This is a genomic window from Kocuria cellulosilytica (assembly GCF_040981245.1).
Classification (GTDB): domain Bacteria; phylum Actinomycetota; class Actinomycetes; order Actinomycetales; family Micrococcaceae; genus Kocuria; species Kocuria cellulosilytica.
Window position 1 is genome coordinate 43,527 of record NZ_JAVFWZ010000014.1, and the last position, 15,273, is coordinate 58,799.

Sequence of the window (15,273 nt, forward strand, 5' to 3'; positions counted from 1 at the left end):
CCGACAGCTCCCCGGTGCGCGTCCCGTGCGGGAGCGCGTCCGGCACGCGCCCCGGGAGCGTGCCCGGCACGCGGAACGGCCGCGGTGCCGGAGCACCGCGGCCGTTCGGAGGGCCTTCCGCAGGAACGGGTCAGGGCAGGGCCAGGCGGAAGATCTTCGCCCAGTAGGAGCCGACCTGCTTGGGCAGCGGCCCGGTCGTGTACGGCAGCCCGTAGCGCTCGCAGATCTCCCGGACCTTCACGGCGACCTCGGCGTAGCGGTTGGAGGGCAGGTCCGGGAACAGGTGGTGCTCGATCTGGAAGGACAGGTTGCCGGTCATCAGGTGCATCAGCTTGGACCCGGAGATGTTGGCCGAGCCGAGCATCTGCCGCAGGTACCAGTCCCCGCGGGTCTCGCCCTCGATCTGCTCCTCGGTGAACGTGTCCACGCCCTCGGGGAAGTGGCCGCAGAAGATCACGGCGTGCGCCCAGATGTTGCGGGCGGCGTTGGCGGTCACGGTCGCGGCCAGCGCCTGCTTCCCGGAGCCGGTGAGCTTCGCGGCGGCGGGCGTGGCCACGTAGTCCTTGGCGACCTGCTTGAGGAACTTGGCGCCCAGGGCCTTGAGCCCCTGCTTGAGGTCGGCCTTCGACTTCGTGCCCTCCCGCACCTGGTCGAACTCGAGGTCGTAGATGGCGATGCCGAACTCGAACACGGGGGCGAGCAGCGCGTTGTAGAGCGGGTTGCCGAGGTTCCACCACTGCCAGGGCTGGCCCTCGTCCACGCGGAAGACGTTGTACCCGACGTCGCGGTCCTTGCCGAGGACGTTCGTCCACGTGTGGTGCAGGTCGTTGTGGGTGTGCTGCCACGCCTTGGAGGGGGTCACGAAGTCCCACTCCCAGGTGGTGGAGTGGATGTCGGGGTCGCGCATCCAGTCCCACTGGCCGTGCAGCACGTTGTGGCCGATCTCCATGTTCTCCAGGATCTTGGCCACGGTGAGCATGCCGGTGCCCGCGATCCAGGCGGGCTTGTGCTTGGCGAACAGCAGGGTGGCGCGCCCGGCCAGCTCGAGGGAGCGCTGCGTGGCGATGACCCGGCGGATGTAGGCCGCGTCCGCGGCGCCGCGGCTGGCGATCACGGACTCGCGGAGCGCGTCGAGCTCGCGGCCGAGCTCCTCGACCTGGGCGTCGGTGAGGTGGGCGGCCGTGGACGGCTTGGGCGCCGCGGCGCGCCGGCCCGAGTCGAGCAGGAATGGGGTGACGATCGTCATGGTGTCGCTCCTTCGGAACGGGGTCGGAGAACGAGTGCTGGAAGTGGTCGGGTCAGGCGTCGAGGCTGACGGGGCCGGCGGCCGTGGACACGCAGGTCTGCACGAGGTGTCCGGGCTCGCCGTGCACCTCACCGGTGCGGGTGTCGCGGACCTGCCCGGAGAGCAGCGGGGTCACGCAGGCGTGGCAGATGCCCATGCGGCAGCCGCTGCGCATCATCAGGCCGGCGTCCTCGCCGGCGGCCAGGAGGGTCGTGCCGCTGTCGGCCTCGACCTCCTTGTCGGACTTCTCGAACGTCACGCGCCCGCCCTCCCCGCCGGCGCCGGGGGCGACCACGGCGGCGAAGCGCTCGACCCGCAGCTCGCCCTCCTCGCGGTTCCAGAGCGCCTCGGCGGCGTCGAGGAAGTCGGCGGGCCCGCAGGCGTACGCGGCGCGGTCGCGCCAGTCGGGGCACGCGGAGTCGAGGTCGGCGGTGGCCTCGAGGTCGAGGCGGCGGCCGCGCTCGCCGGTGAACCACTGCACGAGCCGGAAGCCCGGGAACTGGTCGGTGAGCTCCAGCAGCTCCTCGCGGAAGAGGGACTCCTCCGGGGAGCGCGAGGAGTGCACGAGCACCAGGTCGGCGTCCGCCCGGCGGGGCACGAGGGTGCGGATCATGGACATGACCGGCGTCAACCCGCTGCCGGCGGTGAGCATCAGCAGCGGACGCGGGCTCTCGGGGAGGACGAAGTCGCCCTCGGGCGGGGCGAGGAACAGGACGTCGCCGGGCCGGGTCCCGCGGACCAGGGCGGTGGAGACCTTGCCCATCGCCGTCACCGTGATGGCGGGATCCTGACCGGCCCCCGTGCTGAGGGAGTAGGAGCGCCAGTGCCGCACGCCGTCGATCTCCACGCCGATGCGGGCCCACTGGCCGGCCTCGTGCGCGTTCCATCCCCGGCCGGGACGGAAGCGGATCGTCACCGAGTCCGCGGTCTCGGGCACCACGGAGGTCACCAGGCCGCGCAGCTGGCGGGCGCTGGCGAGGGGGTCGACGAGCCGCAGGAAGTCCTCGGGCGAGCGGGGGGTGGTGAAGGCCGAAGCCAGGCGGGTGAACAGTCGCAGTTGGGGCACCTAATAACTGTGCCCCAATTCCGGCCGCAGTTCTCGTCCTGTCGCGTACTCTTTCAGCAGAGAATTTGTGGTGCCGGCATGAAAGCGGGGAAACATGGAGCAGGCGGAGCACATGGTGCAGGCGCAGCCGGCGCGCCGGGCGGACCGGGAGCTGCCGTGGACGTCCCTCCCGCCGGCGCTCACGCCCCTCCTCGTCCCGCACCTGCCGGCGGTGACCGAGGAGCTCCTGGACGCCGTGCGGCTCGACGTCCCGGTCTACGCACGGCCGATGGAGGGCCTGTTCGGCGACAGCATCCGCCGCGGGGTCGAGGTGGCCCTGACCCGGTTCCTGCAGCTGCCCGGCACCCAGCAGACGGCGCTGATGGGCGACGACCGGCGGGTCTACGAGGGGCTCGGCCGCGGCGAGGTGCGGGAGGGCCGTCCGATGGACGCCCTCTTCGCGGCCTACCGCTCCGGGGCGCGCACCACGCTGCGCTCCCTCTCCCGCGTGGCCATGGACGCCGGGTTCGAGGCGTCCGTGCTGATCGGCCTCGCGGAGTCCGTCTTCGCCTACATCGAGGAGCTCTCCGCGGCCAGCGCCGAGGGGTACGCCATGGAGCAGTCCGAGCGGGCGGGGGAGCGGGACCGGCTGCTGGACGCGCTCGCGGACATGCTGGTGCGCGGCCACGTGGCGGAGGACGCGGTGCGCGCGGCGGCCAGTGCCGCCGGGTGGCCGGTGCCCGAGCGGGTGGTCGTGGTGACGCTGGCCGCCGACCGGCGGGTGGGGCTGCGCTCGCGCCTCGGGGAGCGCGCCCTGCTCACGTCCCGCCCCGGCGACGTCGTGGCGGTGGTCCCCGAGCCCGCCTCCCCGACCGGCCGCAAGGAGCTGGCGCGCGCCCTCACCGGGCGCGGCGCGGTGATCGGCCCGGGCCGGCCCTGGTACGCGGCCCCCGACTCGCTGCGCCTGGCCGTGCTGACCCGGGACCTGCTGCAGCGGGAGGAGCCTGCCGACCCCGGGCCGCTGTGGGTCTCCGAGCACCTCGTGGAGCTCGTCCTGCACAGCGAGCGCAGCGTGGTCGAGGACCTCGCCGCGCAGCGCCTCGCCCCGCTGGACGAGCTCAAGCCCGGCCAGCGGGAGCGGCTGGCCACCACCCTCCTGTGCTGGCTCGAGCACCACGGGCAGCGCGCGGCGATGGCCGCCGAGCTGAACATCCACGAGCAGACGGTCGGCTACCGGGTGAACCAGCTGCGGGAGGTCTTCGGGGACGCCCTGCACGAGCCCAAGAGCCGCTTCGAGCTCGAGCTGGTCCTGCGCGCAGGGTTCCGCTGAGCCGGGCGCCCCGGCGGGCTCAGCCGGTCCGCTTGTAGGCCTCCCGCTCCCGGGCGTCGGAGTCGATCTGCTCCTGGACCGTGATCGCGCTCCCGCCCAGGTGCGCCGGCATCCACCACGCGCCGGGCTCGGGGGTGACGGGGTAGTCCGCGATGCACCGGTCGATCCCGTCCTGCAGCACGGAGCGCAGCCGCGCGCTCGCGACGCGGACGTCCTCACCCGGGGCCACCCGCAGCACCGGGCCGACGTGGACGCGCACCGGTGTGCGCCACACGTCGCGCAGCCGGAGCCCTCCGCGTCCCCGGGTGAGCATCCGGTGGCCGCCCCACACGGACACCGGGATGACGGGGGCGCCGGTCTCGGCGGCCATGCGCACGGCGCCGGTGCGCAGCGGGCGCACCGTCCAGCTGCGGCTGACCCCGCCCTCGGGGAACACCGCGAGGAACTCGCCGCGCGCCAGCTTCGCCACGGCCTCGGCGTAGGCCGGGGCGCCGTCGGCGCGGTCGACGACGACGTGGTCGCACAGCCGGCACACCGCGGTGACGAAGGCGCTGCCGGTGTGCTTGCGGGTGATGAGGAAGCGGGAGTGGGCCCGCAGCCGGCGCCAGACCACCAGCTGGGCGAAGACGAAGTCGAGGTAGCCGAAGTGGGTCACCGCCACCACGGCACCCCGGCCGGGCCGGACCTCCCGGTCCAGCCCGTGCACCACCTGGTCGGTGGGCAGGTGCTCCTCGCCCGAGGCCAGCAGGGGCACGCGGAAGAGCTTCACGGCGGCCAGGCCGGCGAGCACGATGGCCCGGTAGGCGTACTTGTTGGGGCGCAGCTGCAGGGCCACGGGCCTCCCTCGGGAACAGGCCCGCGGAGGGCGGGCCGGGAACGGTCTGCCGAGAATCGTAGACCAGGGCGGGGCGGGGGCGCCGCTGCCGTGCGCAACGGCGGTCAGCCGCCGCCGCAGAGTGCGGTCATCCCCCATACCGGGCGCGGGTCCCGCCCCGATACGCTGGCAGCACCGCGCCGGTCCGGCGCCCGCGGCACCGGGTGCCGCGACCGGTTCCGCCTCTGCCCACCAGGAGAACCCGATGTCCTACCTTCCACCGTCAGCACCCCGTCCGCAGTACCGGGCGCAGGGGGACGACCGCACCATCGCGGTCCTCACCCACTTGTCCGGCCTGATCGGTGCGCTGGTCTCCGTCGGGTGGCTCGGCTTCGTGGGTCCTCTCGTCGTCTGGCTCGTCTACCGCGAGAAGAACGCGTTCCTGCGGGCCACCTCGGCCGGGTCGTTCAACTTCAACCTGTCCATGTGGCTGCTCAACGTGGCCGCGTGGGTGTGCTTGTTCACCGTGATCCTGATCCCCGTGGCGATCGTGCTCTGGATCGTCGCCGCGGTGCTGCTGGTCGTGTGCCACGTCCTGGCCGTGCTGAAGGCCAACAAGGGCGAGGTGTACCGCTACCCGCTCCAGCTGCCGGTGCTGAACTAGTCCTGGCGGACGGGGACGGGCACGGCCCGGTGCGCGAGCACCACGACCGCCACGAGGACGAGCAGCGCGGCGCTGAGACCGTCGAAGCCGATCAGCGCCAGCACCGGTCCGGCGAGCGCGCCCCCGGTCGCGCCGGCGAGGTTCATGAACAGGTCCGAGACGCCCTGCAGCTTCGGCCGCTCGGCGGGCGGGACGGCCTCGGCCACGAGCGTGGAGCCGGCGACCGTCGAGGCCGACCACCCGAGCCCGAGCAGCACCAGGCTGACCGTCACGAGCACCGGGGAGGCCGAGCCGAACCAGGACAGCACGAGGGACGCCACGAACAGGACCTGGCCGAGCAGCACCGTGGGGCGGCGCCCGGCCCGGTCCGCGAGCCAGCCGAACACGGGGGCGAGGGCGTACATCCCGGCCACGTGCAGGCTGATGGTCAGGCCGACGACGCTCAGCGACGCCCCGTGGATCGTCAGGTGCACGGGCGTCATGGACATGAGCGCCACCATCACGGCGTGGCTCAGCGCCACGGTGAGCACGGCCCGGCGGGCGGGCGACGACGCCCGCAGCACCGCCAGCCCGCCCGCGGGGGAGGGCTTGTCCTTCCCCGCGGCCTCCCCGTCGGCCACGGCCAGCAGCAGCGGGTCGGGCCGCAGCGCCGTGAGGTAGACCAGGGCGCCGAAGGCCTGCGCCACGAGGGCGATGACGAACCCGCCCGTGAGCTCCGGCAGGCCCAGGGCCCGCCCGATCAGCTCGCCGGGCTCGAAGAGGTTGGGGCCCAGCACCGCGCCGATCGTCGTGGACCACACCACCAGGGACAGGTCCCGGGCCCGGGTGTCGTCGGCGGCGAGGTCGGTCGCCGCGAACCGGGACTGCAGGTTGAGGGCCGAGCCGGCGCCGAGCAGCGCCAGGCCCACCAGCAGGACGGGGAAGCTCGACAGGACGGCGGCGCCGATCGTGATCGAGGCGCCGGCCATGGCGGTGAACGCCCCGGTGCTCAGCGAGATCCGCCGGCCGCGGGCCTGGGCGAGCCGGGCGAGGGGGACGGCGAGCAGGGCCGCGCCGAGGGTGTTCATGGTCGCGGCCATGCCGGACCAGGCCGAGGAGCCGGAGACCTCGGTGACGAGGAGGGCGCCCAGGGCCAGGGTGGCGCCGACGCCCAGCCCGCCGAGGATCTGGCCGAGCGCCAGGACGCGGACCACCCTCTGTTGCAGGGCGCGCCGGTCCACGGTGGAGTTCGTCGGGTGCATGACCGCCATCCTATACCCCTGGGGGTAACCCGGCGGTGTGTGTCGGGGCCTGCGGTGTGGTTCGATGCACGGCATGAGCTCCCTGCCTGATCCTGCGGCCCGGCCCCGCGCCGGAACCGGCCTCGTGCGCGGCGAGGACGGCCTCGCCCGCCCCGTCTGGGCGGCGTCGGACCCCCTGCTGCGCGCCTACTACGACACCGAGTGGGGTGTCCCCGTGCGGGACGAGCGGGGGCTCTACGAGCGGATCTGCCTCGAGGGCTTCCAGTCCGGGCTGTCCTGGGCCACGATCCTGCGCAAGCGGCCCGCCTTCCGCGCCGCTTTCGCCGACTTCGACCCGGACACGGTCGCCGGCTTCGGGCCGGCCGACGTCGACCGGCTCCTGGGCGACGCCGGGATCGTGCGCCACCGGGGCAAGATCGAGGCCGCCGTCGGCAACGCCCGCGCCACCGTGGCCCTGCGCGCGGAGGGCGGGCTGGCCGAGCTGGTGTGGTCGTTCCGCCCGGCACGCACCCCGCGTCCGCGCACGGCGGAGGAGGTCCCGACCCGCTCGCCGGAGTCCGAGGCCCTGTCCCGGGCCCTGCGGGCGCGCGGGTTCCGCTTCGTGGGGCCGACCACGATGCACGCGCTCATGGAGGCGGTCGGGATCGTGGACACCCACCTGGTGGGCAGCCACCGCCGCGGCAGCTCCGGGGTGTGGCCGGACGCGCCGGACGGTGCGTAGGATTCCTGGCACCGAACCCGACGACGCCCCGCGTCGCCTTCCGGCAGGAGGCCCGGCCGTGTACGACAACAGTGAGCAGCGCAGCGCGGTGCTGCCCCTGGTGCTGAGCACCGTGGGCTCCGTCCTGGTCGGCATGGTGGTGCGCAGGCTCCGGCAGGACCGGGCGGCGGAGCGCGGCGAGGCCCCCGCGCGGGGCGCCCGGCGGGCGGGACGGACCCGGCCCGCCCGGAAGAACTCGCGCGGGCCGGTGCTCTGAGACCGTGACGAGCCACGCGATCAGCTGGGTGGACGTCTTCTCGGCCGCGCCGCTGGGCGGCAACCCGCTCGCCGTGGTGCACGCGGCCGACGGCCTGGACGAGGACACGATGGCGCGCTTCGCCCGCTGGACCAACCTCTCCGAGACCACGTTCCTGCTCGAGCCCACCGTCCCGGGCGCCGACTACCGCGTGCGGATCTTCACGCCCGGCGGGGAGCTCCCGTTCGCGGGCCACCCCACGCTCGGGACGGCCTCCGCCTGGCTCGCCCTCGGCGGGGAGCCCGCGGGCGAGGACGTCGTGCAGGAGTGCGGGGCCGGGCTCGTGAGCGTGCGGCGCCGGGCGGACGGGCTCTCCTTCGCGGCCCCGCCCCTGCTGCGCTACGAACCCGTGGCCGAGCCCGCGCTGCTGGACCGGGTGGCGCGGTCCCTGCGCCTGGACCCCTCCGCGGTGCTGGACGTGTCCTGGCTCGACAACGGTCCCGGCTGGATCGGCGTGCGCGTGGCCGACGCCGAGACCGTCCTGGGGGTCCGCGCGGACTGGTCGGCCATGGCGGGGCTCAAGCTCGGCGTGGTCGGACCCCACCCGGAGGACGCGGAGTGCGCGGTCGAGGTCCGGGCGTTCGTGGGCGACTGGGTCGTGGAGGACCCGGTCACGGGCAGCCTCAACGCGGGCCTGGCCCGGTGGCTGACCGACCACGGGTGGGCCCCGGACCGCTACGTCGCCGCCCAGGGAACGGTCCTCGGGCGCACCGGGCGCGTGCTGCTGGAGCGGGACGCGGAGACCGTCTGGGTCGGCGGGCACGTCAGCCCGGTGGTCCGCGGCACCGTGGAGCTGTAGGCGACGGCCCGCGTGGCGCCCGCCCTCAGTATCGTGGGGGCATGACGACCCAGGACATCACCTTCCGCACCCGCAAGCGGGTCAGGCCGGAGGACCTCCACGCCGACGGCACCCTGATCGACGGCACCCTGATCGACGGCACCCTGTTCGGCGGGAGCCTGCTCCGCCGGTCCGGCGACGAGGGGGCCGCCCCCGCCGCCGGCGGGCACGGCCACCGGCGCGCGGCGCGCGGCACGGGGCGCTGAGATGACGGTGCGGCGGCTGAGCGCCGAACGGATCACCGACTCCGTCACCTACCACGGCGAGGGGCCGTGCTGGTCCGCGTCCTGGGGCGGGCTGCGCTGGGTCGACATGCTCGCGGGGGACGTCCTGTCCTTCGGCGCGGACGGCGAGGTGCTCCGCAAGCACGTCGGGGACGTCGTGGCCTGTGTGCGCCCGCGCGCGACCGGGGGCGCGGTGCTCGCGCTCGAGACGGGGGTGGCCCTCGAGGATCCGGACGGGACCGTCCGCCCGGCCGAGCTGCTCTGGGAGCCCGGGGCGGTGCGGATGAACGAGGGCGGGGTCGGCCCGGACGGCTGCTTCTACGTCGGGTCCATGGCCTGGGACCAGGCCGAGGGGGCGGCCACGCTCTACCGCGTGGCCCCGGACCTGCGGTGGGAGCCGGTCCTGGAGGACGTCACCGTCTCCAACGGCATCGCCTGGTCCCCGGACGGCACCCGGGCCTACTACAACGACACGCCCACCGGGAAGGTCGACGTCCTCGACTGGTCGGAGGCCGCGGGGCTGCACGGCCGCCGCACCTTCGTGGTGCCCGAGCTCGAGGCGGGGGACGTCCACCCCGACGGGCTGACCGTCGACTCCGAGGGCGCGGTGTGGGTGGCGCTGCACGGCGCCGGCCAGGTGCACCGCTACACGGCCGACGGTTCCCTGGACACCGTCGTGGAGGTCGGTGCGCGCCAGACCACCGCCTGCTGCCTGGGCGGGGAGGACCTGCGCACCCTCTACGTCACCACGTCCCGGGAGAACCTCGCCGCCGACGAGGACCCGGCCGCCGGCTCCCTGTTCGCCGTCCGGGTGGGCGTCCCCGGCCTGCCCGTCCTGCCCTTCGCGGGCTGACGGACCCCGCCGGGGGTCCCGGCCCGGCTCCGCACCCGCCGGTCTACGATCGACGCGAGGAGGACACCCATGACCGAGACCCCCCGGGCGACCACGGACGTCGTCACCGCCTCCATCCGGCTGCTCGCGGAACAGGGCTGGGAGGCCACGACCGTGGACCGGCTCGCGCTGGCCGCGGGGATCAGCCGGGCCACGTTCTTCCGCAAGTACGGGTCCAAGGAGGACATCGTCTTCGCGGACCACGCCGCGAACCTCGAGCAGCTCGAGCAGCTGCTGGCCCGCGCGGCCGGCGACCCGGACGCCGATCCGGCCGCCGCGCTGCGGGACGGCGTGCTGCTCGTCTTCCGCCACCACCTCGACCACCGCGAGCGCGCCCTGGCCCGCAACGCCCTGCTGCGGCAGGTCCCCCAGCTGCGGGACCGGGAGCTCATCACGTCCCACCGCTACGAACGGGTCCTGCAGCGCTACCTGCGCTCGGCGCTGCCGGACTCCCCGGGACGGGCCACCCTGGCCACGGCGCTGTCCGCGGCCGCGGTGGCGGTGCACAACGCCGCCCTGCGGGCCTGGCTGCGCGCCCCGGACAGTGACCCCTCGGCCGAGCTGGCGGCCCAGCTCGAGCGGCTCGCGCGCACGCTGCTCTCCGGCTACGAGGCCGGCGGCGCCGCGCGGCCGGCGGCGGCCGGGACGCGCCCCGCCGTCGTCGTCACCGTCCTGGACCCCGGCGCGGACACGGAGCAGGTCCTGGCGTCCGTGCGGGAGGCCCTCGGCTGAGGGCTCAGACCTCGTCGGCGAGGATCGCGTAGATCAGCTCGTCGCGCCACTCGCCCAGCTGGTGGTGGCTCTCGCGCAGGGTCGCCTCCAGGCGCATGCCGATGCGCTCGCAGACCTTGGCGGAGCTCACGTTGAGGGCATCCAGGCTCGCGCAGACCCGGTGCGCCCCCAGCTCGGCGAACGCGAACTCGATCGCGGCCCGGGCGGCCTCGGAGGCGATGCCCCGGCCCGCGTGGTCGGGATGGACCACCCAGCCGATCTCGACCTGCGCGGCGGCCGCGTCCGTGAGGGTCAGCACGACCTCGCCCGCCAGCTCCCGCGACCCCTTGGGGGAGACGGCGAAGCGGACGTGGTCGCCGTCCCGGCTCCAGGGGCGCATGCCGCTGTTCTCGGCCAGCGCGCGCTCGCACTCCTCGCGCGTGCGCGGGCCGCGCCACGCGTACTGCGCGTAGTCCTCGCGGCTCTGGTAGGAGTGCATGGGGTCGAGGTCCGCGGCGTCGAAGCGGCGGAACGCGAGGCGTTCGGTCTCTGGGGGCAGCACGTCGATCATCACCGGCCAGAATACGGCCTCGGCGCCCCGGGCGCGGACTCCGCACGGAGACACTGAGACTCGATTCCTTGACCTGAGACTGAGTATCAGTCAGAGTGGTGGCGATCACACCGTTCGTCAGGAGTCCGCCCATGGCACCCGCCGCGCCCGCCCCGTCCTTCCCCTCCACCGTCACGGTGGACGTCGAGCAGCTGGTCCTGCCCGGCCGGTCCGTCCCCGTCGCCCTCGTGCGGCTGGACTCCACCCCGCCGGGCGGGCTGATCATCTGGGGCTCCGCGGCCCTGGAGCAGCTCCGGGACGTCCTGGGCTCCATCGACCAGTCGGCGGTCGAGGCGATCGTGGTCACCGGCAACGCCCGGTCCTTCGGCGCGGGGGCCAACCTCAAGGAGATCCGCCACGCCCAGCTCAGCGGCGTCTCCGACCGGTACGTGGGACTCGGCCACGAGGCCTTCGGCGTCCTGGCCGACGCGAGCGTGCCCACGTTCTCCCTGCTCACGGGGCAGGCCCTGGGCGGAGGGCTCGAGCTCGCCCTGCACACGGACTACCGCGCCGCCCATCCGCGCACCGGTCCGCTCGGGCTGCCGGAGTGCCGGCTCGGCTTCTTCCCGGGCTGGGGCGGCGTGCACCTGCTCCCGCACCTGATCGGCCCGGCCGCGGCGCTGCGCGTCATCGTGTTCGACTCCCTGCGGGGCCGGAACGCCAAGGCGGCGGAGGCCCTCGAGCTGGGCCTCGTGGACGTCGTGCTCGACGCGGCTCCGGGGACCGGGGAGTGGGACTCCGCCTGGCAGGGGTGGGTCGCCGGCACGCTCGCCGCGCTCGACGCGGGAGAGCCCCGCCGCCGTGCGGGCGCCCCCGGCGGCACCGGCGAGCAGGAGTGGCACGAGGCCGTGGAGCAGGCCCGGGTCCGTGCCGAGCGCACCTGGCACGGCGCGGCTCCGGCCCCGCTCGTGGCGATCGACCTGGTGGCCGCCGCCCGCACCGAGACCCGCACCGAGAACGGGGCGAAGGCCGTGGCCGCCTTCGCCGAGCTGGTCCGCGGGGACGTGGCGAAGGCCTCCCTCTACGCGTTCGAGCTCGTCTCGGCACGGTCCCGGCAGGCCGCGGACGTGCCCGCGGCCGACCCCGTGCCCGTGCGCAAGGCCGCCGTGATCGGCGCCGGCCTGATGGCCGGCCAGCTCGCCTCCCTCATCGCGGGCGGAGCCCGGATCCCCGTGGTCATGACCGACCTCGACGACGAACGGCTCGCCGCCGGCGTGGCCCGGACCCGGGAGCGCTTCGCCGCCCAGGCGGCCAGGGGCAGGATCAGCGCGGAGCAGGCCGAGCAGCTGTCCGCCCTCGTCACGGGGGCGAGCGGGCCGGAGGACCTCGCCGACGCGGACTTCGTGATCGAGGCCGTCTTCGAGGACCTCGACGTGAAGAAGAAGGTCCTCGCCCGGTGGGAGGAGGTGGTGCGGCCGGACGCGATCCTCGCGACGAACACGAGCTCCCTGTCCGTCACCGCCATGGCGGAGGACCTCCGGCACCCCGAGCGGGTGGTCGGCTTCCACGTCTTCAACCCCGTGGAGGTCACTCCGCTCCTGGAGGTCGTCGCCGGGCGGCGGACCGGTGACACGGCCCTCGCGACCGCGTTCGAGCTCGCCGCGGTGCTGCGCCGCACGGCGGTGCGCGTCCAGGACGCCCCGGGCTTCGTGGTCAACCGGGTGCTGACCCGGCTGTTCGACGTGGTCGTCCAGGCGATCGACGCGGGCACCGACGTGGCGGCCGCCGACCACGCCCCCGATCCGATGGGCCTGCCCATGACCCCGCTGCGGCTGCTCGACTTCGTGGGCCCGGCCGTGCTGCACCACGTGGACGAGACCATGCACCGGGCCTATCCCGAGCGCTTCGCGCGGTCCCCGTGGATGGACGCGGTGGTCGAGGCGGGCCTGACCCACGTGCTGCCCACCGAGCAGGCCCCGGAGACGGGCGCGGACGGCTACCTCGCGGTGGACGCCGCCCGGCTGCTCGAGCGGACCCGGACGCGGCGTCCCGCCGGCGCCCCGGGCGCTCCGGCCTCGCCGGAGGAGCTGCTCGTGCGGATCCAGGACGCCCTGGCCGAGGAGATCGGCGCCATGCTGGCCGAGGGCGTCGTCGCCGGGCCCGAGGACGTGGACCTGTGCATGGTCCTCGGCGCCAACTATCCCTTCCACCTGGGCGGGATCACCCCGTACCTCGACCGCACGGGCGCCTCCGAGCGCGTCCTCGGCCGGCCCTTCCACGGGCGCTGAGCCCGACCCCGACGTCCTGCCCGCACACCGAACGAAGGATCCTTCCATGACCGCCACCCCCGAGACCGGCGCGAACCTGTTCCCCGCCGGCACCGTGGAGCCCGACTACGTCCTCGACGAGGCCCTCGACACCGATGTCGCCGGGGCCTTCGACGCGGTCTCCGACACCGACCGGGAGCACTGGATGCGCGCCCGCCGGTTCGTCCAGGAGGACCTCCTGCCCGTCATCGGCGAGCACTGGGACCGCTCGGAGTACTCCCTCGACCTCGTCCGCAGGCTCGGGGAGCTCGACCTGCTGCGCGACGGCGTGGCCGTCGACGGCTACGCGGAGATGTCCAAGACCGCCGCGGGCCTGGTCAGCATGGAGCTCTCCCGGGGCGACGGGTCCATCGCGACCGTCTCCGGCGTCCAGGGCGGGCTCGCGATGCGCTCGATCGCGATGTGCGGCTCCGAGGAGCAGCGCCGGCGCTGGCTCCCGCGGATGGCCACGGGCGAGCTCCTCGGCGCGTTCGCCCTCACGGAGCCCACCCACGGCTCGGACTCGGTGAGCCTCGAGACCCGGGCCACCCCGGTGGACGGCGGCTGGGTGCTCAACGGCGAGAAGAAGTGGATCGGCAACGGCTCGATGGGCGGGATCACCGTGGTGTGGGCCCGCTCCGACGAGGACGGCCAGGTCCGCGGCTTCGTGGTCCCGCAGGAGAGCGAGGGCTACACCGGCACGACCATCCGCGGGAAGCTCGCCCTGCGCGCCATCCACCAGGCGCACCTGCGGTTCGACGGCGTCTTCGTGCCCGAGGAGAACGCGCTGCCGGCGGCACGGTCCTTCAAGAACACCGCCGACGTCCTGTTCGCCACCCGGATCAGCGTGGCCTGGGGCGCGGTGGGCCACGCCCAGGCCTGCTACGAGACCGCCGTGCAGTACGCCAAGCAGCGCGTGCAGTTCGGCCGGCCGCTGGCCGCCTCGCAGATCGTCCAGGAGCGCCTGGCCCGGATGCTCAGCGAGCTGACCCAGATCCAGCTGCTCGTGGCGCGGATGACCGAGCGGGAGGAGGCCGGGAAGCTCACCGCCGAGCAGGCGTCGCTGGCGAAGTACACCTCCACGCGCACCGCCCGCTCGATCGCGGCCAACGCCCGGGACCTCCTGGGCGGCAACGGCATCCTGATCGAGAACCGCGTGGCCCGCCACTTCGCAGACATCGAGGCCCTGCACACCTACGAGGGCACCGAGACGGTGCAGGCCCTGATCGTCGGGCGCAGCATCACCGGCATCTCCGCCTTCGCCTGAGCTGTCGCGACCCCGGCCGGCCCGAGGCCCGGCCCTCGGGCGCAGGGGCGTCCCGGGGCCCGGCCCTCGGGCGCAGGGGCGTCCCGGGGCCCGGAACGACGACGGCGCCCCTGCAGGCAGGGGCGCCGTCGTGCTCTTCCTCGGGGGACGCTCAGAGATCCGCGCCGCCGTGGAAGGAGTCGTTGCTCGGGTCGATCTCGTCCTCGAACGCGGGGTCCTCGGGAACGTCGAGGTCCGCGATCGCCTCGCCCATCGCGGGCTCCTCGGGCGGGACCTGCTCGTCCCCCGCCTCGTAGCGGCCCTCCGCCGTCTCGTCCCGCAGCTCCTGCTCCGAGGGGACCTCGGGGTGCTCGGGGTCCACGCGCTCGTCCGGCACGCCGGCCTCCGCGTCCTCGACCAGCGGATCCTCGCGCCAGTGCTCGGGATCGACCTCGGCGGCGCCCTCGTAGGTGTCGGGGGTCTCCGGCAGCTCTTCCGGTGAGGTGCTCATCTGCTGTCCTTTCGGGTCGGGGCATCGGTGTTCCATCAGCCTACGCACTGCCGCCCCCGCCGCTCCTGCCGCCCTCACCCGTCCGCCCCGACGCCGGGTCCCCACCCGGTCCAGCACGGGTTTTGACGGCCCTCCGGGGCGTGTGTAATGTATTCCGAGTCGCCGCAAGGGACGCGAGAGATCGCCCCGGACGGCAACGCCGAATCCGGCGGACCGACCTCCTCGAACCACCCGACCGATCACCGCTGCGCGGTGGCCAGCCGCTTGTGGGCCGGGAACGGGTCCGGTACGCTGGTGGAGCTGTTTCGGGCAGTGACGGGAAACCGTCCCGGTCCACGGCGCCGAATCCGGCAGATCCACGAACTCTCCATTCCGAAGAGCCAGCACCGTTGAACGGTGGAAAAGCGATTTGGGAAAGCGGAGAAGATGCGGATAAGCTGAGGAGGTCGCCGAGGGGAAAGCGAGAGATCGCAAGAACCGCAGCGAAAAAGAATTCCAACACGGTTTCCGGGTGTGGTGCCTGGTTGCTGGTCTGTTGTTTGAGAACTCAATAGTGTGCCATGTTTGTTGATACCGAATGTTTTTTCGGTTGATGGGTTG

Annotated in this window: 16 protein-coding genes; 10 read left to right on the top strand and 6 right to left on the bottom strand. The window is 74.1% G+C overall.

The window, feature by feature from the left end; all coding sequences use genetic code 11:
- Positions 1-130 precede the first annotated feature (130 nt).
- Complete coding sequence (locus RCG67_RS16120; protein ID WP_368827734.1) at positions 131-1,246, bottom strand: fatty acid desaturase family protein; 1,116 nt, start codon at positions 1,244-1,246, stop codon at positions 131-133.
- A gap of 52 nt (positions 1,247-1,298) precedes the next feature.
- Positions 1,299-2,351: a ferredoxin reductase gene (locus tag RCG67_RS16125; RefSeq protein ID WP_368827736.1), complete on the bottom strand. Its 1,053-nt coding sequence runs from the start codon at positions 2,349-2,351 to the stop codon at positions 1,299-1,301.
- A gap of 94 nt (positions 2,352-2,445) precedes the next feature.
- Here RCG67_RS16125 and RCG67_RS16130 point away from each other — a divergent pair, with 94 nt between their 5' ends.
- Positions 2,446-3,660 carry a PucR family transcriptional regulator gene (locus RCG67_RS16130; RefSeq protein ID WP_058873192.1) on the top strand — a complete coding sequence of 405 codons (1,215 nt, stop codon included), beginning with the start codon at positions 2,446-2,448 and terminating at the stop codon, positions 3,658-3,660.
- A 19-nt stretch (positions 3,661-3,679) separates the two neighbouring features.
- Here the strand turns inward: RCG67_RS16130 and RCG67_RS16135 are convergent, their stop codons facing one another.
- On the bottom strand, positions 3,680-4,495 hold the full coding sequence (locus tag RCG67_RS16135; protein WP_368827737.1) for a lysophospholipid acyltransferase family protein: 816 nt from the start codon (positions 4,493-4,495) through the stop codon (positions 3,680-3,682).
- 244 nt (positions 4,496-4,739) lie between these two features.
- On the opposite strand from RCG67_RS16135, the gene RCG67_RS16140 reads away from it, so the two are divergent.
- Positions 4,740-5,138 (top strand): DUF4870 domain-containing protein, encoded by a 399-nt coding sequence (locus tag RCG67_RS16140; protein WP_368827739.1) that lies wholly within the window; start codon positions 4,740-4,742, stop codon positions 5,136-5,138.
- Here RCG67_RS16140 and RCG67_RS16145 read toward each other — a convergent pair.
- On the bottom strand, positions 5,135-6,388 hold the full coding sequence (locus tag RCG67_RS16145) for an MFS transporter (protein ID WP_368827741.1): 1,254 nt from the start codon (positions 6,386-6,388) through the stop codon (positions 5,135-5,137). The genes RCG67_RS16140 and RCG67_RS16145 overlap by 4 nt on opposite strands.
- A gap of 55 nt (positions 6,389-6,443) precedes the next feature.
- On the opposite strand from RCG67_RS16145, the gene RCG67_RS16150 reads away from it, so the two are divergent.
- From RCG67_RS16150 to RCG67_RS16175, 6 genes are all read left to right on the top strand, one after another.
- Entirely contained in the window at positions 6,444-7,100 is a 657-nt protein-coding gene (locus tag RCG67_RS16150; protein WP_368827742.1) for a DNA-3-methyladenine glycosylase I, read from the top strand.
- 58 nt (positions 7,101-7,158) lie between these two features.
- Positions 7,159-7,356 (top strand): hypothetical protein, encoded by a 198-nt coding sequence (locus RCG67_RS16155; RefSeq protein WP_368827744.1) that lies wholly within the window; start codon positions 7,159-7,161, stop codon positions 7,354-7,356.
- Positions 7,357-7,360: 4 nt separating this feature from the next.
- On the top strand, positions 7,361-8,194 hold the full coding sequence (locus tag RCG67_RS16160) for a PhzF family phenazine biosynthesis protein (RefSeq protein WP_368827746.1): 834 nt from the start codon (positions 7,361-7,363) through the stop codon (positions 8,192-8,194).
- 41 nt (positions 8,195-8,235) lie between these two features.
- Positions 8,236-8,439 (top strand): hypothetical protein, encoded by a 204-nt coding sequence (locus tag RCG67_RS16165; RefSeq protein ID WP_368827757.1) that lies wholly within the window; start codon positions 8,236-8,238, stop codon positions 8,437-8,439.
- 1 nt (position 8,440) lies between these two features.
- Positions 8,441-9,310 carry an SMP-30/gluconolactonase/LRE family protein gene (locus RCG67_RS16170; RefSeq protein WP_368827748.1) on the top strand — a complete coding sequence of 290 codons (870 nt, stop codon included), beginning with the start codon at positions 8,441-8,443 and terminating at the stop codon, positions 9,308-9,310.
- 69 nt (positions 9,311-9,379) lie between these two features.
- Positions 9,380-10,081 carry a TetR/AcrR family transcriptional regulator gene (locus tag RCG67_RS16175; RefSeq protein ID WP_368827750.1) on the top strand — a complete coding sequence of 234 codons (702 nt, stop codon included), beginning with the start codon at positions 9,380-9,382 and terminating at the stop codon, positions 10,079-10,081.
- A gap of 4 nt (positions 10,082-10,085) precedes the next feature.
- Here the strand turns inward: RCG67_RS16175 and RCG67_RS16180 are convergent, their stop codons facing one another.
- Positions 10,086-10,685: a GNAT family N-acetyltransferase gene (locus tag RCG67_RS16180; RefSeq protein ID WP_368827752.1), complete on the bottom strand. Its 600-nt coding sequence runs from the start codon at positions 10,683-10,685 to the stop codon at positions 10,086-10,088.
- A gap of 77 nt (positions 10,686-10,762) precedes the next feature.
- Between RCG67_RS16180 and RCG67_RS16185 the strand changes: the two genes are divergently transcribed.
- Both RCG67_RS16185 and RCG67_RS16190 read left to right on the top strand, forming a co-directional pair.
- Positions 10,763-12,898 (top strand): 3-hydroxyacyl-CoA dehydrogenase NAD-binding domain-containing protein, encoded by a 2,136-nt coding sequence (locus RCG67_RS16185; RefSeq protein ID WP_368827754.1) that lies wholly within the window; start codon positions 10,763-10,765, stop codon positions 12,896-12,898.
- A gap of 46 nt (positions 12,899-12,944) precedes the next feature.
- The gene (locus RCG67_RS16190; RefSeq protein WP_368827755.1) at positions 12,945-14,183 is read left to right on the top strand and encodes an acyl-CoA dehydrogenase family protein; all 1,239 of its coding nucleotides are present in this window, start codon (positions 12,945-12,947) and stop codon (positions 14,181-14,183) included.
- A 151-nt stretch (positions 14,184-14,334) separates the two neighbouring features.
- Here the strand turns inward: RCG67_RS16190 and RCG67_RS16195 are convergent, their stop codons facing one another.
- Positions 14,335-14,673: a hypothetical protein gene (locus tag RCG67_RS16195; protein WP_368827756.1), complete on the bottom strand. Its 339-nt coding sequence runs from the start codon at positions 14,671-14,673 to the stop codon at positions 14,335-14,337.
- Positions 14,674-15,273 lie beyond the last annotated feature (600 nt).